Genomic DNA, 22773 nt, shown 5'->3' with positions numbered 1-22773 from the left:
CCGCGTAGCCGATCTGCTGCGATGGGAGCATGACCCCGTTCGCCGCCCGCTGCGTCCTGGTCGGGACGGCCATCCTGCTCGTGCTGGCCGGGCTGCTGGCGCCCGTCGCCGGGTGGTCCCGGCCCGTCCTGTTCGCCGCAGGTGGATGCTGCGCCGTCCTCGACGTCCTGCTCCACCGGTCCACCCGGGCGGCCGGCGGTGACGAGCCACGGGCTCCTGCCGACCACGGCGTCCCGGTGCCGGACCGGGCCGTGGGCGTCGACGGACCGGCACGGCTCCTGCTCGGCCACCGACCGGACGGCACGCCGGACGAGACCGACGTGACGGGACACATCGTGGTCATCGGCACCGGGGTCCTCGCCGCCGCGGTGTTCGAGGGGATCGCCGAGCAGGTCCGTGCAGCCGCCGAACGCGACGACGACGTCCGTGGTGCGCCGTCGGAGCGCGTTCCCCCGCTGCCCGAGGGCACGGCGGTGCTCGCTCGCCTGGACCGTGCCGGACACCCGCACGGGACGGTCGTCCTCGTCCCGGGACTCGGCACGATGCCACGGGTGTGGGACGTCGTGGTGGAGGTCACCCGCTACGGGTGCACCGTGCGCCGCCCAGCCGACCGACGCGGCGTCGCGCTGCGACCGACCCTGCCGGTGCTCGACCCGTGACGGCCTCAGCGCAGGCCGGAACCGACCCGCACGGCACCGACGGGGACGCCACCACCGAGCACCTGCTCGCCGGTCGCCGCCAGGACATCGGCCACGCCCTCGGCCCCCACCAGTCCGTTGCGCTGGAGCAGGGTCAGGGCGGCGAGGGTCCCCGCGCGCTGCGATCCGTCCAGCACCTTCACGGCGACGGCGGCGCCTCCGGGCAGCCCCATGACCATCACGCCCTCGGCGCCGAGCTTCGCCAGCACCTGCAGCCGCTCGATCGTCACCGTGTTGGCGCGGCCGACGCCGTCGATCGCCCACGGGTGCGCCAGCACCGCGTCGGTCAGCGCGGCGGAGTCGGCGTCCGCGCGAGCGACGACGCCGGCGAACCCGCGTGCCAGCCCGGTCAGGGTGAGCGGGAAGACGGGCGCGCCGCACCCGTCGGTCCCGACCAGGTCGACCGTCTCGTGCGTGTAGTCCTCGACCACCGAGCGGACCCGCTGCTGCATCGGGTGCGCGATGTCCAGGTAGGTCGCTTCGTCCCACCCGTTGAGACGGCAGGCCGCGAGCATGCCGGCGTGCTTGCCGGAGCAGTTCATCGCGAGGCGGCGCGGGCCGTCCATGGTGCGGCCGGTCGCACGGTCGAACGGCATGTCCGGCGGGCATCCGAGGTCGGCCTCGACGTGGTCGTACGACTCGAGCATGTGCAGCGCGAGGGCCTGGTGCGCGGCCGTGCCGGCGTGGCTCGCGGTGGTGAGGACGAGTTCCTCGTCGGAGAACAGCGCACCGGCTCCGCGCACGGCCAGGGCCTGGAACGGTTTCATCGTCGAGCGCGGGTAGATGCTGGCGTCGACGTCACCGACCGAGTCGAGGACGGTGCCCGAGGAGTCGACCACGACCCCCGCGCCGATGTGCCGGCTCTCGTCGAACCCCGACCGGTCCAGGACTGCGAGTTCGACCGACCCGTCGGCGGTGAGAGGATGGCGATCAGTGCGGACTTCGTGGCTCACCGTCATGCCGCCATGCTAGCCAGGGCGGACCACCGCCAGCGACGACGACGAAGGAGCACCCGCGTGCAGGACCACACCTACGAGGTCTCCGTCAACTGGACGGGCGACCGCGGCACCGGCACCTCCGGCTACCGCGACTACGGCCGCGACCACGTCGTGTCGGCCGTCGGGAAGCCCGACGTCGCCGGCTCGGCCGACCCGACGTTCCGCGGTGACCGCGACCGGTGGAACCCCGAGGAACTCGTCGTCGCGGCGCTGGCGCAGTGCCACATGCTCAGCTACCTGCACGTCGCGGTGACCCAGGGCTTCACCGTCGTCGACTACCGCGACACGGCCACGGCGTCGCTGAACCTGAACCGCGACGGCTCGGGCGAGCTCACCGACGCGACGTTGCACCCGGTCGTGACGATCCTCGAGGCCGACCGGGTCGCAGACGCCGAGGCCGCGCACGCCACGGCCAACCAGCTGTGCTTCATCGCCCGTTCGGTGTCGTTCCCGGTGCACCACGACGCCGAGACGGTCGTCCGTGCTGCGACATTGGCAGGGGACTCTTCAGCGGGTGGGGCAGACTAAGTTCCCGTGAAGCGTCTGCGTCTGCTCCCGATCGCCCTCGTCCCCGCCGTCGTGCTGGGTCTCGCCGCGTGCTCCGGCTCCGGTTCGGACGGGTCCACGGCCTCGCCGACCCCGACGGCCAGCGCCACCGCCTCGGCGATCACCTCCTGCCCGGACCCCGGCAAGGCCTCGGACTCGATCCGGGCGACCGGCTCGTTCGGCGGTGCGAAGGCCCCGACGGTCAAGTTCGCGGCCGGCCTGTCGGCGAAGACCCCGCAGGCCACCAAGCTCGTCTCGGGCAAGGGTGCATCGTTGGACGAGGGTGACTACGCCCAGGTGTCGTACACGGTCTACGAGGCCAAGGACGCCAAGAAGCTCGGTACGGTCGGCTTCGACGAGGGCAACCCGCAGGTGCTGTCGGTCGGCGGCTCGGGCTTCGGTGCCCTGCTCGCCTGCTCGAAGGTCGGCGACCGTGTCGCCGCGGTCGGTCAGTCCGCGGCGCTCGGCTTCAACACCGGCGGCGAGATCGTCGTCGTCGCCGACGTCGTCGCGCAGACCCCCACCAAGGCCAGCGGCACCCCGCAGGACCAGGATCCCAGCCTGCCGACGGTCAAGGACAAGGCGTCCGGCGAGCCGGAGATCACGATCCCCGACGGCGTGAAGGCCCCGTCGAAGACGACGGTCGAGGTCCTGAAGCAGGGCGACGGCGCGGCGATCGCGGACGGCGACACCGCACTGGTGCAGTACAAGGGCGTCGTCTACGCCACCGGCAAGGAGTTCGACTCCTCGTGGTCGAAGGGTGCCCCGACGACCTTCACCGTCTCGGAGAGCGCGCTCATCAAGGGCTTCGTCACCGGTCTCGTCGGGCAGAAGGTCGGCTCGCAGGTCCTGATCGTCGCCACGCCGGAGGACGCCTACGGCGCGAACCCGCAGGAGGGCTCCGGCATCCCGAAGAACGCCACGCTCGTCTTCGTGGTCGACATCCTCGCGAAGGGCTGACCGTGGCCCGGCGGCGCATCGTCGTCCTCGGCAGCACCGGCTCGATCGGCACGCAGGCGCTCGACGTCGTCGCCCGCAACCCCGACCGGTTCGAGGTCGTCGGCCTCACCGCCGGCAGCAACCGTGACCTGGTCGCGGAGCAGGCAGCCCGGTTCGGCGTCCGCGACACGGCGTTCGGCGCGTCGGACTCCGAACAGCTCGTGCGCAGCGTCGAGGCCGACGTCGTGCTGAACGGCATCACCGGCTCGGTCGGCCTCGGGCCGACGCTCGCGGTACTCGAGACCGGTGCGACCCTGGCCCTCGCCAACAAGGAGAGCCTGATCGTGGGCGGCTCCCTGGTCCAGCAGGCCGCAGCACCGGGCCAGATCGTCCCCGTGGACAGCGAGCACTCGGCGATCGCGCAGGCGCTCCGCTCCGGGGCCGACACCGAGGTCCATCGGCTCGTCCTGACGGCGAGCGGCGGCCCGTTCCGGGGCCGCACCCGCGAGCAGCTCCGCGACGTCACCCCGGCGCAGGCGCTGGCGCACCCCACGTGGGACATGGGCCTCGTCGTCACGACGAACTCCGCGACGCTCGTCAACAAGGGACTCGAGGTCATCGAGGCCCACCTGCTCTTCGGGGTGCCGTACGACCGCATCGACGTCACCGTGCACGCGCAGTCGATCGTGCACTCGATGGTCGAGTTCGTCGACGGTTCCACCATCGCGCAGGCCTCGCCGCCGGACATGCGCCTGCCGATCGCGCTGGGTCTCGCCTGGCCGGACCGGGTGCCCGGCGTCGGCGTGCCGCTCGACTGGACCACGGCGAGCACCTGGACCTTCGAGCCGCTCGACACCGACGCGTTCGGTGCGGTCGCGCTCGCGAAACGCGTCGGCGCGCTCGGCGGGACGTTCCCGGCCGTGTTCAACGCCGCGAACGAACAGGCCGTGGCCGCGTTCCACGCGGGCGCCATCGGGTTCCTCGACATCGTCGACACCGTCGAGCGCGTGGTCGAGGAGCACACGGCGGGGGAGCCGTCACTCGACGGCGTGCTGGCGGCGGAGCAGTGGGCCCGCGCCGCGGCGGACCGCGCGCTGTCCCGCTGACGCGAGTCGGGCCTCCCGTCCGTCGCCTGGTCACCACGTGACGGACTGGGCCCACACCGCCGGTTCCGGCGCGACGCGCCAGCGGCGGGACGGCCGTGCCGGTGGGGAGAGGCCCGTCCCACCTCTCAGACGGCGCTCGGCTCCGTCATGGCAAGCGTCCCGTACCCTTTCCCGGTGACCGTCGAATCCGTCCTGCTCTTCGTCCTCGGCGTGGTCGTCTTCATCATCGGCCTGCTGGTCTCGATCGGACTCCACGAGCTGGGGCACCTGTCCTTCGCGAAGCTCTTCAACGTCAAGGTGACGCAGTACTCGCTGGGCTTCGGCAAGGCCATGTGGTCGTTCAAGCGGGGTGAGACCGAGTACGGCATCCGACCGATCCTGCTCGGTGGTTACATCTCGATGGTCGGCATGCTGAAGCCGCGTGCCTCCGGCCGTCCGAGCGCGATCACGAACACCGGCATGTACGGGGCGTTCGTGCAGGACGCCCGCCAGGCCAGTGCCGAGCAGATCGCCGACTCGGGCGGCGACGACTCCCGTGCCTTCTACCGACTGACCCCCTGGAAGCGCATCATCGTGATGGTCGCGGGCCCCGCGATGAACCTGGTGATCGGCATCGTGCTGTTCGGCGTGCTGCTGTGCGGATTCGGATCACCGACCACGACCTTCACGTCGAGCGTCGACTGCGTCCTGCCGACCAGCCAGGCGACCGAGTGCACCTCGGGCGACGCGGAGTCGCCGGCGAAGCAGGCCGGCATCGCGTCCGGCGACGTCGTGCTCTCGGTGAACGGCGAGCAGGACCCGACCATCGCGCGCGTCTCCGAGGTCTTCCAGGAGTCCGCCGGCGAGCAGGTCACGGTCGTCGTCGAGCGCGACGGTGCTCGGAAGACGCTCGAGATCACCCCGACGACCGCCACCCGTGACGTCTACGACGCCGAGGGCAAGGTCGTCACGAACGACGACGGCACGACGAAGACCCAGCGGGTCGGTGTCGTCGGGGTCAGCATCGGGCAGTCGCTCGTGCGGCAGTCGCCGGCCGAGGTCCTGCCCGCGACGGGTGCGCAGATCTCCGCGTCGGCGCACCTCATCATCGACCTGCCGCAGCGCCTGGTGGCCGTCTGGAACGCGGCGTTCGGCGCGCAGGAGCGATCGCAGGACAGCCCCGTGTCGGTCGTCGGTGTCGGCCGCGCGATCGGCGAGGTCTCGTCGATGAGCGGCGTGCCGGTGGTCGACAAGGCGTACACGATCCTCGGGCTGCTGGCCTCGTTGAACATCGGCCTGTTCGTGCTGAACATGGTGCCGCTGCTGCCGCTCGACGGCGGGCACATCGCCGGCGCGCTGTGGGAGGCGATCAAGCGACGATCCTTCAAGCTCGTCGGCAAGGCGGACCCGGGCCCCATCGACCTGGCGAAGACGATGCCGCTCACCATGGTCGTCGTGGTGTTGCTGGCGGGGATGAGCGCGCTGCTGATCTACGCCGACATCGTGCGGCCCGTGAACCTGTTCGGGTAGTCGCTCCGGCGCTACGCTCAGCGGATGAGCACAGCGCCCACGAACTCCGGGCCCACCACCGCCGCGCCCGAGGTCCGCACCGTCGAACGGCAGGGCCTCGACGTCATCGCCGAGTCCGACCGCAAGGGCACCCCCAGGGGACTGTTCTGGCCGTGGTTCGCGGCGAACATCTCCGTCCTGGGCATCGCCTACGGATCCTTCGTCGTCGACTTCGGGATCTCGTTCTGGCAGGCCACCGCCGTCTCGGTGATCGGGGTGGTGTTCTCGTTCCTGCTGTGCGGCGTCGTCGCCATCGCCGGCAAGCGCGGATCAGCCCCGACGATGGTGCTGAGCCGCGCGGCCTTCGGGGTCCGCGGCAACCGGGTGCCCGCCTTCCTCAGCTGGATCCTCACCGTCGGGTGGGAGACGGCCCTCGCCGCACTGGCGGTCCTCGCGACGTCGACGGTGTTCACCGAGCTCGGCTGGGACGGCGGTGTGCTGACCAAGGTCGTCGCCCTCGTCGTGGTCGCGGCGCTCGTGGTCGGTGCCGGCGTCGCGGGGTTCGACGTGATCATGCGCCTGCAGACCTGGATCACGGTCGTCACCGCCGTGCTGACGGTCGTCTACGTGGTGCTCGCGGTGCCGTCCATCGACTTCGGGGCGATCGCCGCCCTGCCGACGGGGAGCGGCCAGCAGTTCATCGGTGCACTCGTCCTGGTGATGACCGGGTTCGGTCTCGGCTGGGTCAACGCGGCGGCCGACTACTCGCGGTACCTGCCGCGGTCGTCGTCCACCGGGGGAGTCGTCGGGTGGACGACCTTCGGCGGCGCCCTCGCACCGGCCGTCCTCGTGGTCTTCGGTGTCCTGCTCGCCGGGTCCTCGCCGGACCTGAGCGCCGCGATCGGTGCCGACCCGATCGGCGCCTTGACGACGATCCTGCCGGTGTGGTTCCTGATCCCCTTCGCCCTCGTCGCGATCCTCGGGCTCGTCGGCGGCGCGGTGCTCGACATCTACTCGTCCGGTCTGGCGCTGCTGAGCGTCGGCGTGAAGCTCCCACGACCGGTCGCAGCCGGGGTCGACGGCGTCTTCATGGTGGTGGGCGCGATCTACATCGCCTTCTTCGCAACGGACTTCGTCGGCCCGTTCCAGGCGTTCCTCATCACCCTCGGCGTGCCGATCGCCGCCTGGGCCGGCATCTTCGTCGCCGACGTCCTGCTCCGGCGCAGGGCGTACGCGGAGTCCGAGCTCGACGATCGTCGCGGCCGCTACGGCGACGTCCGGTGGGGCGCGATCGCCCTGGTCGTCGTCGGCACGGCACTCGGCTGGGGCCTGGTGACGCTGGCGTCGCCGGCCTGGTTGTCGTGGCAGGGCTACCTGCTCGAGCCACTCGGCCTCGGCGGACGGAAGGGCGCCTGGGCGTACGCGAACCTCGGGGTGCTGGTCGCCCTGGTCGTCGGGTTCCTCGGAACCCTGCTCTTCGCCCGCGGCTCGGTCCACCGCCAGGAAGCCCTGAGCGCCCCGGACGACCTGCGATGAGCACAGCGATCCCCGACGACGCCTGGCTCGTCGTCATCGACATGCAGCAGGTCTTCACGGGGGAGAGCCCCTGGGCGGCTCCGCGGTACGACCACGCCGGGGTCGGCATCGAACGGCTGCTGCCCCGGTTCACCGGGCGCACGGTGTTCACGCGGTTCGTGGCACCCCAGCGCCCGCAGGGCGCCTGGGTGCCGTACTACCGCGACTGGCCCTTCGCCCTGGTGCCGGACGGCGACCCGCTGTACGAACTGACCGAACCCTTCGCGAGTGCGGCAGCGGACCGGAACGACCCCGTCGTGACCGAGCCGACGTTCGGCAAGTGGGGGACGGGCCTCCAGGCAGTCGTCGGCGACCACCCGGACCTGGTGCTGACGGGCGTGTCCACCGACTGCTGCGTGCTGTCGACGGCCCTGGCGGCGGCGGACGCGGGCGCGACCGTGACGGTCGTGGCGGACGCGTGCGCCGGGGCGAGCGACGCGGACCACGCACGCGCACTCGACGTGATGCGGCTGTACGCGCCGCTCATCACGGTGGTGGACACGGCCGCGCAGCTCTGAGCGTCCGGTGTGACCGGGCAGGTGGGGCCGGATCGAGCGCGTAGAGTGCACACGTGCCCGCTGTGAACCTCGGTATGCCCAAGTCGCCCGAAACCCTCGCCCCCCGACGCAAGTCGCGCCAGATCCGCGTCGGCAAGGTGCTCGTGGGTGGCGACGCTCCGGTGTCCGTCCAGTCGATGACCACGACCCCGACGACGAACATCAACGCGACGCTGCAGCAGATCGCCGAGCTCACGGCCTCTGGTTGTGACATCGTCCGGGTCGCCGTGCCGACGCAGGAGGACGCCGACGCCCTGCCGATCATCGCGAAGAAGTCGCAGATCCCGGTCATCGCCGACATCCACTTCCAGCCGAAGTACGTGTTCCAGGCCATCGACGCCGGCTGCGCCGCGGTCCGCGTGAACCCGGGCAACATCCGCAAGTTCGACGACCAGGTCGGCGCGATCGCCGCTGCCGCCAAGGCCGCCGGAGTCAGCTTGCGCATCGGCGTGAACGCCGGGTCGCTCGAGCCGAGCCTGCTGCAGAAGTACGGCAAGGCCACGCCCGAGGCCCTGGTCGAGTCCGCCGTGTGGGAAGCCAGCCTGTTCGAGGAGCACGACTTCCACGACTTCAAGATCTCGGTCAAACACAACGACCCGATCGTCATGGTCAAGGCCTACCGGCAGCTCGCCGCCGCCGGCGACTGGCCGCTGCACCTCGGTGTGACCGAGGCCGGCCCGGAGTTCCAGGGCACCATCAAGAGCGCGACCGCGTTCGGCATCCTGCTGGCCGAGGGCATCGGTGACACGATCCGCGTGTCCCTGTCCGCACCGCCAGCGCAAGAGGTGAAGGTCGGCCTGCAGATCCTGCAGTCGCTCAACCTGCGCGAGCGCAAGCTCGAGATCGTGTCCTGCCCGAGCTGCGGCCGGGCCCAGGTCGACGTCTACCAGCTGGCGAACGACGTCACCAAGGGACTCGAGGGCATGTCCGTCCCCCTGCGCGTCGCCGTCATGGGCTGCGTCGTGAACGGTCCGGGTGAGGCACGCGAGGCCGACCTCGGCGTCGCGTCGGGCAACGGCAAGGGTCAGATCTTCGTCAAGGGCAAGGTCGTCAAGACGGTGCCGGAGCACGAGATCGTGCAGACGCTCATCGCCGAGGCGAACCGCATCGCCGACGAGATGGGCCCCGAAGCCGCGCTCGGCAGCCCCGAGGTCATCACCACCCCGTAGCGGGCGAGTACTCTCCTCGCACCGTGCGAGGCGCGCTCGGTGCGAGGCGCTCCCGTGCGAGGTTCCGTACTCGGTGCGAGCCACCGCGCCTCGCACCGAGTACGCAACCTCGCACCGTTCGCCTGGACCCTCGCACCGTGCGAACGGCTCGCACCGTGCGAGTGCCTCACGGTGCGCGCGCGCCGCTAGGCTGGCCCCGTGGTCACTCGGCTTTCGCATCTGTTCCTCCGTACGCTCCGCGACGACCCCTCCGACGCCGAGGTGACGAGCCACAAGCTGCTCGTCCGCGCCGGGTACGTCCGTCGCCAGTCCCCGGGGATCTTCGCCTGGCTGCCGCTCGGACTCCGGGTGCGCGCCAAGATCGAGGGGATCATCCGCGACGAGATGGTCGCCGCTGGTGCGCAGGAAGTGCTGCTGCCGGCGCTCCTGCCGCGCGAGCCGTACGAGGCGACGAACCGCTGGACCGAGTACGGCGACGGCATGTTCCGCCTGCAGGACCGCAAGGGTTCCGACTACCTGCTCGCCCCGACGCACGAAGAGATGTTCGCGCTCCTGGTGAAGGACCTGTACTCGTCGTACAAGGACCTGCCCGTCACGTTGTTCCAGATCCAGGACAAGTACCGCGACGAAGCGCGCCCCCGTGCCGGTCTGCTGCGCGGTCGCGAGTTCACCATGAAGGACGCGTACTCGTTCGACCTCACCGACGAGGGCCTCGAGCGCAGCTACCAGGTCATGCGCGACGCGTACGAGAAGATCTTCGCCCGCCTCGGCCTCGAGTACGTCATCGTCAAGGCTGACGCCGGCGCGATGGGCGGCTCCAAGTCGGAGGAGTTCCTGCACCCGATCGCCGTGGGCGAGGACACCTTCGTCCGCAGCGCCAACGGCTACGCGGCCAACGTCGAGGCGTACGTCACGCCCGTGCCCGCGTCCCTGCCGATCGAGGGCCAGCCCGACGCCGTGCTGCTGCCGTCGTCGGACACCCCGACGATCGACACGCTCGTCGCGCACGCCAACCAGGTCGCCCCGCGCGACGGGGCCCCGTGGACCGCGGCGGACACGCTGAAGAACGTCGTGCTCGCGCTCACCCACCTGGACGGCACGCGCGAGGTCGTCGTCGTCGGGCTCCCCGGGGACCGCGACGTCGACCTCAAACGCGCCGAGGTGGCGTTCGCCCCCGCCGAGGTCGAAGCCGCAGGCGACGACGACTTCCGCAAGAACAAGGGCCTGGTCAAGGGCTACATCGGCCCGCAGGTCCTCGGTGCCGACAGCGCCACGGGCATCCGGTACTTCGTCGACCCGCGCGTGGTCGACGGCACCGCTTGGCTCACCGGTGCCAACGAGCGCGGCGTGCACGTGTCCGGCCTGGTCGCCGGTCGTGACTTCGTGGCCGACGGTGTCGCCGAGGTCTCCGACGTCCGCGCGGGGGACCCGTCGCCCGACGGCTCCGGCCCCCTCGAGACCGCCCGCGGCATGGAGATCGGACACGTCTTCCAGCTCGGCCGCAAGTACGCCGAGGCCCTCGGCCTCAAGGTGCAGGACGAGAACGGCAAGCTCGCGACCGTCACGATGGGCTCGTACGGCATCGGCGTGACGCGCATCCTGGCGATCCTGGCCGAGGCGCACAACGACGACAAGGGGCTGGCGTGGCCGAAGAACGTCGCGCCGTTCGACGTGCACATCGTGGCCACCGGCCGTGACCAGGTCGCGTACGACCTGGCGACGTCGATCGTCGCCGAACTCGAGGGCGAGCGGTTCGACGTGCTCTACGACGACCGCCCGAAGGTGTCGCCCGGCGTGAAGCTCCGCGACGCCGAGCTGCTCGGCATGCCGATCGTGGTCGTCGCTGGCCGTGGCGCCGCCGATGGTGTCGTCGAGCTGTGGAACCGTGCCAGCGGCGAACGCCGCGACGTGCCGGTCGCCGAGCTGCTCGACGCGGTCCGCGCGATCTGAGACGACGGCGTCCTGCCTGCGCAAGACGCCGTCGTGTCCGCCGGACACCGGCAACGCGATGAGACGCCGCCGAATCCAGTGGCGTCTCGCGCACCTGGCGGCGTCTCGACGAGACGACGGCGTGTCACGCTCTGGACGTGACCACCTGACGGACGGGAGGCCCGTGGCGATGCCGCCACGGGCCTCCCGTCCGCCGTCTGGTTCTGGGGTACGCTTGTGGCCGACTTCTGCGACGGTTCCATCCGCAGGAGCGACTCATCTGAATACGGAGGCACCTCGGTGAAGATCGATCTCGCAGTCCTGCGACTCATGGAGCGCGAGCGGGAGATCCCGTTCGACGAACTGGTCCAGATCATCGAATCTGCCATCCTGACCGCCTACCAGAAGCACGCCGAAGAGAACGGCGAGCCGGCTCACGCGCAGTCGCGTGTCGAGCTCGACCGCAAGTCCGGCGAGGTCAGTGTCTACGTCCCCGAGCTCGACGACGAGGGCACCGTCATCGGTGAAGCCGTCGACCAGCCCAGCGACTTCGGTCGCATCGCGGCGTTCGCGGCGAAGCAGGTCATCAACCAGCGCCTGCGCGACATCGGTGACGACAAGATCCTCGGCGAGTTCCGTGGCAAGGAAGGCGACATCGTCGCCGGCGTCGTCCAGCAGGGCCCGAACCCGCGCATGGTGATGGTCGACCTCGGCACGGTCGAGGCGATCCTGCCGCCGGAAGAGCAGGTGCCGGGGGAGTCCTACACCCACGGTTCGCGTATCCGCGTGTACGTGACGAGCGTCGCCCGCGGCAACAAGGGCCCGCAGATCACCGTCTCGCGCACGCACCCGGGCCTGGTCCGGAAGCTCTTCGCGCTCGAGGTGCCGGAGATCGCGTCCGGTGTCGTGGAGATCACGTCGCTCGCACGCGAGGCCGGGCACCGCACGAAGATCGCGGTCAAGGCGAACGAGCCGGGCGTCAACGCGAAGGGTGCCTGCATCGGCGAACTCGGCGCGCGTGTGCGTGCGGTGACCAACGAACTGGGCGCCGAGAAGGTCGACATCGTGGACTGGTCCCCGGACCTGTCGGCGTTCGTCGCGAGCGCCCTGTCGCCTGCGAAGGTGACGAGTGCGTTCGTGCTCGACGCGTCGACCAAGGCCGTCCGTGCGCTCGTTCCGGACTACCAGCTGTCGCTCGCGATCGGCAAGGAAGGGCAGAACGCCCGCCTGGCCGCGAAGCTCACCGGCGCTCGCATCGACATCCAGCCGGACTCCATCCTGGACGGCGACGACTAGGACGATTTCGCCTCCGGCGTGCCCAGAAGGGCGCGCCGGATCGCGGACGTCCGAGGCAAGGAGTAGAGTGGTTCCCGTCAGAACGTGCATCGGCAGTCGTCGTCGCGCTTCCCGATCCTCACTTCTCCGAGTCGTCGCCCTGAGCGACGGCCGCGTCGTGGCCGATCCGAAGGCAGTCATGCCGGGCCGGGGAGCATGGCTCACACCGACCGTCGATGCCTACGATCTGGCCGTCAAGCGCAGGGCTTTCCGCCGTGCGCTCCGGTTGGATCGCGATCCCGACACGTCCGCGGTGCTCGACCACATCGTCGCCCTCTCACGAGAGTCGACCGAGCGCCCGGACATGACAGAACAGGCTGAACGGCTTATGGACAACTGATGAGCGGCTCGAAATGAGACCCGTCATCCATTGAGTCCTGCCCTTTACGGGGTGGGACCCGTGAAGGAGAACAGTGGCTAAACCACGCGTACACGAGATCGCAAGCGAACTCGGCGTCGACAGCAAGACCGCACTCGAGAAGCTCAAGGAGCTCGGCGAGTTCGTCCGGGGTGCCAGCTCGAGCATCGAGCCCCCCGTTGCACGGAAGCTCCGTGCTGCCCTGCAGGCAGACGGTGTCCCGGCATCCAAGCCCGCTGCATCGGCCGCCGCGCCGAGCGCACCGGCGAAGACCAGCGCGCCCAAGTCCAGCGCACCGAAGCCCGGCGGCCCCCGCCCCGGTCCGGTGCGTCCGGCACCCGCCCCGGAGCCCGAGGTCCAGGCAGCGCCCGCTGCCGAGGACGTGCCGGCACCGGCCGCACCGAAGTCCGTCGCTCAGCGACAGGCCGAGGCCGAGGCCGCGCAGAAGGCACGCGCCGAGAAGGCCGCCGCCGAGCAGCAGGCTGCCACGCAGCCGGCCGACTCCACCGGTGACGAGCCGAAGACCGACGCGGTGAAGCCCGGCTCGAGTGCCAAGCCCGCCGCTGCCGGCCCGAAGCCCGGTGGCCCGAAGCCCGGAGCACGTCCGGGCAACAACCCCTACGCGTCGAACCAGGGCATGGGCTCGCGCCCGCCGCGCCCCGGCAACAACCCGTTCGCCTCGAACCAGGGCATGGGCCAGCGCCCCGCCGCTGGTGCCGGTGCCGGCGGTTCGGGCATCCCCCGTCCGCAGCCCCCGCGTCCCGGCGTCCCGCGTCCGGGTGCCCCGCGTCCGGGTGGACCCGGTCAGGCCAACCGTCCCAACGGCTTCGGGCAGCGCCCGGGCCAGGGTGGCGGCGGTCGTGGCGGCCCCGGTGGTGCTCGTCCGGGTGCCGGTGGTGGCGCCGGTGGCGGCTTCCCGCGTCCGGCCTTCAGCGGCCCGCGTCCCGCCGGTGGCGGTGGCCGTGGTCGTGGCCCCGGCGGCGGTACCGCTGGTGCGTTCGGTCGTGGTGGTGGCAAGAGCCGCGCCCGCAAGTCGAAGCGGACGAAGCGCGCCGAGTACGAGATGCGTCAGGCCCCGTCGCTCGGCGGTGTGCAGGTCCCTCGTGGTGACGGCAACACGGTCGTCCGACTCCGCCGTGGTGCGAGCATCTCGGACTTCGCGGACAAGATCGACGCCATGCCCGGCAACCTGGTCACGGTGCTGTTCCACCTCGGTGAGATGGCGACCGCTACCGAGTCGCTGGACGAGGCCACGTTCGAGGTCCTCGGCGACGAGCTGGGGTACAAGATCCAGATCGTCTCGCCGGAGGACGAGGACAAGGAGCTCCTCGAGGGCTTCGACATCGACATCGATGCCGAGTACGCCGACGAGGACGACTCCGTCCTGCAGATCCGTCCCCCGGTCGTGACCGTCATGGGTCACGTCGACCACGGTAAGACGCGACTGCTCGACGCGATCCGCAACTCGAAGGTCGTCGAGGGTGAAGCCGGTGGCATCACCCAGCACATCGGTGCGTACCAGATCGTCACCGAGCACGAGGGCATCGAGCGTCCGATCACGTTCATCGACACCCCGGGTCACGAGGCCTTCACGGCCATGCGTGCTCGTGGTGCGCAGGTCACCGACATCGCGATCCTCGTGGTCGCGGCGGACGACGGCATCATGCCCCAGACGATCGAGGCGCTCAACCACGCGCAGTCGGCCAACGTGCCGATCGTGGTCGCGGTGAACAAGATCGACAAGGAAGGCGCGAACCCGGCCAAGGTCCGCCAGCAGCTCACCGAGTACAACCTCGTCGCGGAAGAGTACGGCGGAGACGTCATGTTCGTCGACGTGTCGGCTCGGCAGAACATCGGTATCCAGGACCTCCTGGACGCCGTGCTGCTCACCGCCGACGCCGGGCTCGACCTGCGTGCGAACCCCGACAAGGACGCCCGAGGCGTTGCGATCGAAGCACGGCTCGACAAGGGCCGTGGTGCGGTGGCGACCGTCCTCATCCAGTCCGGAACGCTGCACGTCGGCGACGCCATCGTGGCGGGTACGGCGTACGGCCGCGTCCGTGCGATGACCGACGAGAACGGTGTCGCGGTCAAGGCCGCTACGCCGAGCCGTCCGGTCCAGGTGCAGGGTCTGTCCTCGGTGCCCCGCGCCGGCGACACGTTCCTCGTCACCGAGGAAGACCGCACGGCACGTCAGATCGCCGAGAAGCGTGAAGCCGCCGAGCGCAACGCCCAGCTGGCCAAGGCCCGCAAGCGCATCTCGCTCGAGGACTTCACCCGTGCACTCGAAGAGGGCAAGGTCGACTCGCTCAACCTCATCATCAAGGGTGACGTCTCCGGTGCCGTCGAGGCACTCGAGCAGTCGCTCCTGGACATCGAGGTCGACGACAGCGTCCAGCTCCGCATCCTCCACCGCGGTGTCGGTGCGATCACCGAGTCGGACATCGACCTCGCCACGATCGACAACGCCATCGTGGTCGGGTTCAACGTCCGTCCGGACGTCAAGGCCCGGGAGCGTGCAGCACGCGAAGGCATCGACGTGCGCTTCTACTCGGTCATCTACAACGCACTCGACGACATCGAGCAGTCCCTCAAGGGCATGCTCAAGCCCGAGTACGAAGAGGTCCAGTCCGGTGTCGCCGAGATCCGCGAGGTCTTCCGGTCCTCGAAGTTCGGCAACATCGCAGGTGTCATCGTCCGCTCCGGCACGATCACGCGCAACGCCAAGGCGCGCGTCATCCGTGACGGTGTGGTGCTGGCCGACGGACTGGCGATCGAGTCGCTCCGTCGATTCAAGGACGACGCCACCGAGGTCCGCACGGACTTCGAGGCCGGTATCGGTCTGGGCAAGTTCAACGACATCCAGATCGGTGATGAGATCGAGACCACCGAGCTCGTCGAGAAGCCGCGCGACTGATCGTGTGACTACTCTGGGCCCCGGCTTCCTTCACGGGAGGCCGGGGCCCAGCCCCGTTCCAGAGCAAGACATCGCCACAGGAGGCACCCATGGCCGATCCGCAGCGCGCGCGCAAGATGGCGGACCGCATCAAGGAAGTCGTCGCACGTCGACTCGACAAGGGTCTGCGCGACCCGCGTCTCGGCTTCGTGACGATCACCGACGTCCGAGTGACGGGCGACCTGCAGCACGCGTCCGTCTTCTACACCGTGTACGGCACGGACGAGGAGCGCGCCGACTCCGCCGCGGCGCTCAAGGCCGCGACCGGCATGCTCCGCAGCGAGGTCGGGAAGAACATCACGGCGCGGCTCACCCCGTCGCTGGAGTTCATCGCCGACGCACTGCCGGAGACCTCGGCGCACATGGAGGACCTGCTCGTGCAGGCCTCGGTGCGTGACGAGCAGGTCCGTGCCGCGTCGGTCGGCGCGACGTACGCCGGCGACGCCGACCCGTACAAGCGCGACGAGGACGAGGACGAGGACGACGCGTCCGACGACGAGCAGGACGCTGCGCGGGCGTAGTCGACGACTGTCCGAACGCCCCGCTGCGCCCCGTGCGCAGCGGGGCGTTCGCGTGTCGGTCCCCGGACGGCCAGGCGCGTCAGGCGTCCGGCAGTCGGTACCCGGTCGCGTCGTCGCCGGTGGCGAGGCCGTCGCGCAGCAACGACGCGAGTGCCCGGTCCCGCTGCTCGGCGTCGGGCCACACCGGTTCGATCTCGGACCGGGCGACCGGCACGTCGCTCGCGCGGAGCTCGGCCATGATCAGGCCGCGCACCTGCCGGTCGCTCCCGGCGAACTTCGCCTGCTTCGGCGCGCGGGGCCCGTCGTGCTCCGGGTACCCGGCAGCACGCCAGGCGCAGCGGTCCGCGATCGGACAGGCATCGCACGCGGGGGAGCGGGCGACGCACACGAGCGCTCCGAGCTCCATCACCGCGGCGTTCGTCGTGGCGGCGTCGTCGCGGTCGTCGGGTAGCACGGACTCCATCAGCGGCAGGTCGTCCTTGGCCTTCGCCGGCCCGGGATCGCCCTGGCCGCGGAGCACGCGCTTCAGGACCCGTCGCACGTTGACGTCGACGACCGGGTGTCGGTCGCCGTACGCGAACACTGCGACGGCACGCGCCGTGTAGTCGCCGATCCCCGGCAGTGCGAGCAGCGCGTCGACGTCCCGCGGCACGACGTTGCCGTGCTCCGTCGCGATCACCGTGGCCGCTGCGTGCAGCGCGAGCGCCCGTCTCGGGTAGCCGAGCCGGTCCCAGGCACGCACCGCGTCCGCCGGGGGTGAGGCCGCGAGGTCCGCAGGGGTCGGCCACCGGGTGAGCCACGCCTCCAGTCGGGGGATGACGCGAGCGACCTGCGTCTGCTGCAGCATGATCTCGCTGACCAACGTGCCCCACGCGGGGAAGCCGGATCGGCGCCACGGCAGGTCGCGGGCTTCCTGCCGGAACCAGGAGATCAACGGGGTCGCGATGTCGGGGACGCTCGCGTTCTCCACATCCGGCCGGGAGGCTCTGCTCGCGTTCACCACGACAGCCTACGGTGGACGCATGGCACGCTGGGCACCGGAAGAGACCGACACGATGGCCGCGATCGCGGCCGAGGCGATCGCGCAGGTCGGCACGAACCGAACCGTGATCGGCATCGACGGGCAGGACGGCACCGACCTCGAGCACGTCGCGGCCGCGCTGGTCGCCGGCTTCGAACAGCACGGGGTCTCCGCGATGGCCGCTGCAGCGCCGTCCGCCGACCCGGACGCGTTGCGCTCCGACGTGGTCGCACCGTTCCGCACCACCGGCGCCGGAGACGGCGTCCTCGTCGTGCACGGGCACGGGTTGCTCGCGCCGGGTGTCCGTGGGCTCTGGCGCTGGTCGCTCTGGGTCGAGCAAGAGGCCGGCCGGCTGGAGCGTCGGGCGGACGTCAAGATCGCCGCGTCCGCGGTCCTGGACGTCACCGACCCCGAGCACCCTCGGCGAGAGTGGAACGACGCCTGCTGACCGGCGCTGGTAATCTCCTCTGGTGCTCGAAACCGTGCCCGACGGCATCCTCCTCGTCGACAAGCCGCAGGGGATCTCCAGCCACCGCGTCGTGTCCATCGCCCGCCGTCGACTCGGCCTGAAGAAGGTCGGCCACGCGGGGACGCTCGACCCGATGGCGACCGGCCTGCTGCTGCTCGGGATCGGGCACTCCACCCGGCTCCTCACCCACCTCGTCGGCCTGGGCAAGACCTACACGGCCACCATCCGCCTCGGCGTGTCCACGGACTCCGACGACGCCGACGGCACCCCGACGGCGGCGCTCGGGGTCGCCGGTGCCGACGTCTCGGACGAGTCCGTCGAACGCGCCGTCGCGGTGCAGCGCGGCCAGATCGACCAGGTCCCGTCCACCGTCAGCGCGATCAAGGTCGACGGCCGTCGTGCCTACGACCTCGCGCGCAAGGGCGAAACGGTCGAGCTGCAGTCGCGGACCGTCACCGTCTCGCAGTTCGACGTCACCGGGCGGAACGACAGCACCGTCACGGTCGACGGGGTGTCCGTGCCGGTCGTCGACCTCGACGTCGTCGTGACCTGCTCCTCGGGCACCTACGTCCGCGCCCTGGCCCGTGACGTCGGCGCGACCCTGGGCACCGGTGCGCACCTCACCGCCCTCCGCCGCACCCGGGTCGGCCCGTTCGACGTGGCCGACGCGATCGACCTCGAGGACGACGACGTCGACGTCCGTGCCGCGCTCGCCCGACCGGCCGACGTGGCACGTCGCCTGTTCTCGGCGGTGTCGCTCGATGCCGCCGCCGCCAAGGACCTGACCGACGGCAAACGGGTCGCTGCCGACCACCCGGACTCCGACGGTCCGGTGGCCGCGGTCGCCGTCGACGACGACCGCCTCGTCGGGCTGGTCTCGGTACGACGCGGACTGCTCCGGGTCATCACCAACTTCCCCGCTCCGGCTGCTGCTCCGTCCGCAGCCACGCCGAAGGGAGCGCACGCGTGATCGAGTGGTTCATGTGGGTCCAGCTCGTCGTGGCCGTGCTGGCGGGATTGTTCGCCGTCGTCGTCGGGTTCATCGGCTGGAAGCCCAACGACTACACCGTCGGTTCCCTGGCGCTCATCGAGCTCCTGCTGCTGGTGCAGGGGGTCGTCTCGATCGTCCTGCCGGCGACGGGCAGCCCGCCGGACGGCAACGCGCTCGAGTTCGGCGTCTACGCGGTCTCGGTGCTGCTCGTGCCACCGGCCTCCATCGTCTGGGCACTCGTGGACCGCACGAAGTGGAGCACCGTCGTGCTCGGTGCCGGCGCGTTCACGGTCGCGGTCATGATCTACCGGATGTACCAGATCTGGTTCGCGCTGAACTGACGTCGAGCGTCATCGTGGCCGCCGCGCGTCGGTAGAATCGGTGCAATGGCGACCAGATCCTCACTCGCGACCGGCATCGGCCGCGTCCTCATCGCCGTGTACGGCATCCTCGCCCTGGCAGCGACGGGCCGGAGCGTCGTCCAGATCATCGAGAAGTTCTCGTTCGCGCCGTTCGCGTACACGGTGAGCGCCATCGCCGCCGTCGTGTACATCGTCGCGATGATCGCCCTCATCGTGCCCGGACGGTCCTGGTACCGCGTGGCGTGCGTGACGATCGTCTTCGAGATGACCGGCGTGCTCGTCATCGGCACGCTGTCGCTGTTCGACCGCCAGCTCTTCCCCGACGACACGATCTGGTCGTACTACGGCATGGGCTACGCCTTCGCACCCCTGGTGCTGCCGATCGCGGGCCTCTGGTGGCTCCGCAAGCACCACCGCACCGCGACCACCGAGCCGTTGCCCGCATCGACCACCGCGCCCGCGGGCGAGTAGGAGCAGCCGTGCAGTTCTACGATTACATCGCCGACGTCGCGGACGGCTTCGGCCCGAGCGCCGTCACGATCGGCAAGTTCGACGGCGTGCACGTCGGGCACCGCGCGGTGATCGCGCACCTGGAGCGCGCCGCCCACGAACAGGGCCTCGTCGCCACCGTCGTGACGTTCGACCAGCACCCGCTCAACGTCATCGATCCGCAGCACGTCCCACCGGCCCTCACGAGCACGGCGCAGCGCCGGGAACTCCTCGCCGGGGCCGGCGTCGACGCCACCCTGCTGCTCCGCTTCGACACAGACCTGCAGTCGAAGGCACCCGAGGCGTTCGTGTCCGAGATCCTCGTCGACACCCTGCACGCCCGGCTGGTGTTCGTCGGCAGCGATTTCCGCTTCGGGGCGAAGGGCGCCGGCGACGTCGCGCTCCTGCGCACTCTGGGGGAGCAGCACGGTTTCACGGTCGAGCTCATCGACGACGTCGACCTGGTGGACGACGTCCGACCGGACGGCGAGCGGCGGGTCTCGTCGACGTGGATCCGCGAGCTACTCGGTGACGGGCGCGTGGCCGAGGCCGCACGGCTGCTCGGACGTGAACACGCGGTCCGCAGCACGGTCGTGCACGGCAACCAGCGCGGCCGGGCCATGGGGTACCCGACGGCGAACCTCGACCCGGCGTTCGAGGGCTTCGCGCCGGCCGACGGGGTCTACGCCGCCCGCGTGCTGCACGACGGCACGGTGTACCCGGCTGCGGTGTCGGTGGGCAACAACCCGACGTTCGAAGGTGTCCCCGCGAAGCAGATCGAGGCGCACCTGCTCGACGTCGACCTGGACCTGTACGGCGATCGCATCTCGGTGCTCTTCGTGTCGTACGTGCGGGGCATGGTGAAGTTCGACTCGATGGACGAGCTCGCCGCGCAGATGCGGCAGGACGACCTCGACATCCGGTTGCTGCTCGGCATGCACACGCCGGTCTGAACGACGGTCAGCCGCACGACGCCGCGCGACGACGCCGCAGGACGCCACGCAACGACGCCCCCGTGACCGATCGGTCACGGGGGCGTCGTCGTGTGGCGTGACTAGCTGCCGAGGGCGTCGAGCCAGATCTTGCGGGCGTCGAGCGCTTCCTGCGCGTCCTTGATCTTGCGGGCGTCGCCGGAGGCCTGGGCGTCGGCGAGCTCGGACTCGAGCTTGCCGATGGCGTCCTCGAGCTGGCTGGCGAGTCCGGTCTGCCGGGCCTTGCGCTCCGGGTTGGACTCCTTCCAGTGCGCGTCCTCGAGCCCACGCACGTGGTCCTCGATCGCACGCAGCCGATCCTCGATGCGACGGACGTCCGCGCGGGGGACCTTGCCGACCTCGTCCCAACGGCGCTGGATCCCGGTGAGGGTCTTGCGCGCGGCCACCCGGTCGGTCGCCTTGAGCAGCGGCTCGGCCTCGGTCAGGAGCGCCTGCTTGGCCTCGAGATTGCCCGAGAACTCCTCGTCCTCTGCTGCGCTCTCCGCGTGGCGCTGCTCGAACAGCACGTCGCCGGCGGCCTTGAACCGCGCCCAGAGGGCGTCGTCGTGCCGCTTGCCGGCGCGTCCGGCGCCCTTCCAGTCGTCGAGCAGCTGGCGGTAGTCCGGGATCGCATCGGACCCACGCGAGGCGAGCGCCTCGGCCTGGGTCACGAGCTCCTGCTTGCGGGTGCGGGCGTCGCGGTGCTGCGCGTCGAGCTCGGAGTAGAACGCACGACGGTGCTGGTCGACGGTGGACCGCGCTGCGCGGAACCGCTTCCAGAGCTCGTTGGCCTCGTTCTTGGGGATGCGCGGGCCGTCGTGCTGGTGCTGCTGCCAGCGGGCGAACACGTCGTCCAGCTGCGCCGTGATCTGCTTCCACTGCGCGCGTGCGGGGTCGACGGCCGCGAGTGCCTCAGCCTCGCCGACCAGGGCCGCACGGTGCGCCAGGGCGTCGTTCAGGGCCTGCTGCGCCTGCTCTGCCTGCTCCTTGGTGAGCGAGCCGAGCTGCTCGGTGAGCGCGCCCACCCGGGTCTCGAGCGACTTGATGTCGCCGACCACGCGGGCTTCGGCCACCAGGGTCGTCAGGTGCTCGACCGTCCGGGCGACGTCGTTCGCCGACGCACCACGCTGGACGCGCTGCTCGGCGATCTTCACCTGCCCCTCGAGGTCGGCGTACTTCCGCGCGAAGTAGGCGAGGGCTTCTTCGGGGGTCGCGTCCGGGTACTCACCGACCGTCCGTTCGGTCTCTTCGTACCGGACGTACACGGTGCCGTTCTCGTCGACCCGCCCCCAGGTCGTTGCTTCGTCAGATCCCACAGGTCTCGCCTCGATCGTGGTCGTGCATCGCCGACGTCACCGTCGGCACGGTCAGGTCGTCAGCCTATTGCACGGACGGCCTCCGCGGCCCGCTGCGGGCGACGGCTTGTGGACTACTTCTCCTGCGCGATGGTCGCGTCGGTGATCTTCGTCGCCACCTTCGGCTCGCCGGTGCCGTCCTGGCCGGGTGAAGCGATGCCCTTGTCGGCGATCTTCGACTCGAGTCCGGACAGGCCACTCGTGACCTTGCCGACGACCGTGTAGCCGCCCGTCGAGCCGTCGAGCGTGGTCTTGCCGTAGACGATGAAGAACTGGGTCGACTGCGAGTACGGCGAGCTCGAGCGGGCGATCGCGATGGTGCCCGCGTCGTACACGCCGTCGGCCGGGACGTTCTCGAGCGGGCCGTACTGGAACCCCGCGTCGCCGGTGCCGTCACCGTTCGCCGAGCCGCACTGCAGGAACTTCAGTCCGTCGCTGTCGGCGAGTCGGTGGCACGTGGTGCCGTTGTAGAACTGCTTCTCGATCAGCGAGATCTCGACGCTCGTGGCCTGCGGGGCCTTCGCACCGTCGAGCTCGATGCCGAGGTCGATCGACTTGTTGAGCGTCAGCGAGCCCGTCCAGGTCGCGCCCTTCGCGATCGTCTTGCTCGGCACGTCGCCGGTGTTCGCGGCGGTGGCACTGGCGGAGGGCGTCGGGGTGGCCGTCGCGCTCGCGCTGGCGTCCGCTGACCCGTTCCCCTGTGACCCGGCGAAGGCGAGCTGCGAACCGGTCGCGAGGGCGGCGACCAGCACCAGCACACCGGCGCCGACGACGTTGTCGCGGACACGTCGGCGTCGTTGCCGGTCGTGGAGTCCCTGGCGGGCCTGGTAGAGACGGAGGCGCTCGCGCGCCTCGCGGTTGTCGCGCGCTGGGATCTTCGGTGCCACGGTGCTGTTCTGCCCTCTCGTCGCAGTGTGCAACGAGCGTAGCCGAGTCGTCG

Annotated in this window: 22 protein-coding genes; 18 read left to right on the top strand and 4 right to left on the bottom strand. The window is 70.5% G+C overall.

Annotated elements, in window-relative coordinates; all coding sequences use genetic code 11:
* Positions 1–29: 29 nt before the first annotated feature.
* The gene (locus ITJ59_RS12630; RefSeq protein WP_194651513.1) at positions 30–659 is read left to right on the top strand and encodes a hypothetical protein; all 630 of its coding nucleotides are present in this window, start codon (positions 30–32) and stop codon (positions 657–659) included.
* A 5-nt stretch (positions 660–664) separates the two neighbouring features.
* Here ITJ59_RS12630 and ITJ59_RS12625 read toward each other — a convergent pair whose 3' ends face one another.
* Positions 665–1657, bottom strand: coding sequence for an asparaginase (locus tag ITJ59_RS12625; protein WP_194651511.1), 993 nt, complete (start codon positions 1655–1657; stop codon positions 665–667).
* Between the two features lie 57 nt (positions 1658–1714).
* On the opposite strand from ITJ59_RS12625, the gene ITJ59_RS12620 reads away from it, so the two are divergent.
* From ITJ59_RS12620 to rbfA, 12 genes are all read left to right on the top strand, one after another.
* Positions 1715–2224, top strand: a complete 510-nt coding sequence (locus tag ITJ59_RS12620; RefSeq protein WP_323749490.1) for an OsmC family protein — start codon at positions 1715–1717, stop codon at positions 2222–2224.
* Between the two features lie 6 nt (positions 2225–2230).
* A complete protein-coding gene (locus tag ITJ59_RS12615; RefSeq protein WP_194651507.1) occupies positions 2231–3202 on the top strand; it encodes an FKBP-type peptidyl-prolyl cis-trans isomerase in 972 nt (323 codons plus the stop codon).
* 2 nt (positions 3203–3204) lie between these two features.
* Positions 3205–4287, top strand: a complete 1083-nt coding sequence (dxr, locus tag ITJ59_RS12610) for a 1-deoxy-D-xylulose-5-phosphate reductoisomerase (RefSeq protein ID WP_194651505.1) — start codon at positions 3205–3207, stop codon at positions 4285–4287.
* A 174-nt stretch (positions 4288–4461) separates the two neighbouring features.
* Positions 4462–5796: a M50 family metallopeptidase gene (locus tag ITJ59_RS12605; RefSeq protein WP_194651504.1), complete on the top strand. Its 1335-nt coding sequence runs from the start codon at positions 4462–4464 to the stop codon at positions 5794–5796.
* 24 nt (positions 5797–5820) lie between these two features.
* Positions 5821–7311, top strand: coding sequence for a purine-cytosine permease family protein (locus ITJ59_RS12600; protein ID WP_194651502.1), 1491 nt, complete (start codon positions 5821–5823; stop codon positions 7309–7311).
* Positions 7308–7868, top strand: coding sequence for a cysteine hydrolase family protein (locus tag ITJ59_RS12595; RefSeq protein ID WP_194651500.1), 561 nt, complete (start codon positions 7308–7310; stop codon positions 7866–7868). The genes ITJ59_RS12600 and ITJ59_RS12595 overlap by 4 nt, the downstream gene beginning before the upstream one ends.
* Positions 7869–7942: 74 nt before the next feature.
* A complete protein-coding gene (gene ispG / locus ITJ59_RS12590) occupies positions 7943–9076 on the top strand; it encodes a flavodoxin-dependent (E)-4-hydroxy-3-methylbut-2-enyl-diphosphate synthase (protein WP_111083888.1) in 1134 nt (377 codons plus the stop codon).
* A gap of 198 nt (positions 9077–9274) precedes the next feature.
* A complete protein-coding gene (locus ITJ59_RS12585; RefSeq protein WP_194651498.1) occupies positions 9275–11026 on the top strand; it encodes a proline--tRNA ligase in 1752 nt (583 codons plus the stop codon).
* Between the two features lie 279 nt (positions 11027–11305).
* Positions 11306–12301 carry a transcription termination factor NusA gene (gene nusA, locus ITJ59_RS12580; RefSeq protein ID WP_194651496.1) on the top strand — a complete coding sequence of 332 codons (996 nt, stop codon included), beginning with the start codon at positions 11306–11308 and terminating at the stop codon, positions 12299–12301.
* Positions 12302–12368: 67 nt separating this feature from the next.
* Positions 12369–12680, top strand: coding sequence for a YlxR family protein (locus tag ITJ59_RS12575; protein ID WP_194651495.1), 312 nt, complete (start codon positions 12369–12371; stop codon positions 12678–12680).
* A gap of 73 nt (positions 12681–12753) precedes the next feature.
* Positions 12754–15615, top strand: coding sequence for a translation initiation factor IF-2 (infB, locus tag ITJ59_RS12570; RefSeq protein ID WP_194651493.1), 2862 nt, complete (start codon positions 12754–12756; stop codon positions 15613–15615).
* 89 nt (positions 15616–15704) lie between these two features.
* The gene (gene rbfA / locus ITJ59_RS12565; RefSeq protein ID WP_194651491.1) at positions 15705–16175 is read left to right on the top strand and encodes a 30S ribosome-binding factor RbfA; all 471 of its coding nucleotides are present in this window, start codon (positions 15705–15707) and stop codon (positions 16173–16175) included.
* Positions 16176–16254: 79 nt separating this feature from the next.
* Here the strand turns inward: rbfA and ITJ59_RS12560 are convergent, their stop codons facing one another.
* On the bottom strand, positions 16255–17175 hold the full coding sequence (locus ITJ59_RS12560) for an A/G-specific adenine glycosylase (protein WP_416354866.1): 921 nt from the start codon (positions 17173–17175) through the stop codon (positions 16255–16257).
* A 22-nt stretch (positions 17176–17197) separates the two neighbouring features.
* On the opposite strand from ITJ59_RS12560, the gene ITJ59_RS12555 reads away from it, so the two are divergent.
* Genes ITJ59_RS12555 through ITJ59_RS12535 form a run of 5 tightly spaced genes read left to right on the top strand, consistent with a single transcriptional unit; the run spans position 17198 to position 20460 of the window.
* On the top strand, positions 17198–17644 hold the full coding sequence (locus ITJ59_RS12555; RefSeq protein ID WP_194651489.1) for a hypothetical protein: 447 nt from the start codon (positions 17198–17200) through the stop codon (positions 17642–17644).
* Between the two features lie 22 nt (positions 17645–17666).
* The gene (gene truB / locus ITJ59_RS12550) at positions 17667–18635 is read left to right on the top strand and encodes a tRNA pseudouridine(55) synthase TruB (RefSeq protein ID WP_194651487.1); all 969 of its coding nucleotides are present in this window, start codon (positions 17667–17669) and stop codon (positions 18633–18635) included.
* Positions 18632–18997, top strand: a complete 366-nt coding sequence (locus tag ITJ59_RS12545) for a hypothetical protein (protein ID WP_194651485.1) — start codon at positions 18632–18634, stop codon at positions 18995–18997. The genes truB and ITJ59_RS12545 overlap by 4 nt, the downstream gene beginning before the upstream one ends.
* Before the next feature lie 45 nt (positions 18998–19042).
* A complete protein-coding gene (locus ITJ59_RS12540; RefSeq protein ID WP_194651483.1) occupies positions 19043–19489 on the top strand; it encodes a hypothetical protein in 447 nt (148 codons plus the stop codon).
* 8 nt (positions 19490–19497) lie between these two features.
* A complete protein-coding gene (locus ITJ59_RS12535) occupies positions 19498–20460 on the top strand; it encodes a bifunctional riboflavin kinase/FAD synthetase (RefSeq protein WP_194651481.1) in 963 nt (320 codons plus the stop codon).
* Between the two features lie 101 nt (positions 20461–20561).
* Here the strand turns inward: ITJ59_RS12535 and ITJ59_RS12530 are convergent, their stop codons facing one another.
* A complete protein-coding gene (locus ITJ59_RS12530; RefSeq protein ID WP_194651479.1) occupies positions 20562–21794 on the bottom strand; it encodes a DUF349 domain-containing protein in 1233 nt (410 codons plus the stop codon).
* Between the two features lie 113 nt (positions 21795–21907).
* The gene (locus ITJ59_RS12525; protein WP_194651477.1) at positions 21908–22720 is read right to left on the bottom strand and encodes a peptidylprolyl isomerase; all 813 of its coding nucleotides are present in this window, start codon (positions 22718–22720) and stop codon (positions 21908–21910) included.
* Between the last annotated feature and the right edge of the window lie 53 nt (positions 22721–22773).

The organism is Curtobacterium sp. VKM Ac-1393, from assembly GCF_015350995.1.
Taxonomy (GTDB): Bacteria; Actinomycetota; Actinomycetes; order Actinomycetales; family Microbacteriaceae; genus Curtobacterium.
Note: the sequence above shows the minus strand (reverse complement) of the source record. Positions and strands in the feature narration are given on the sequence as shown.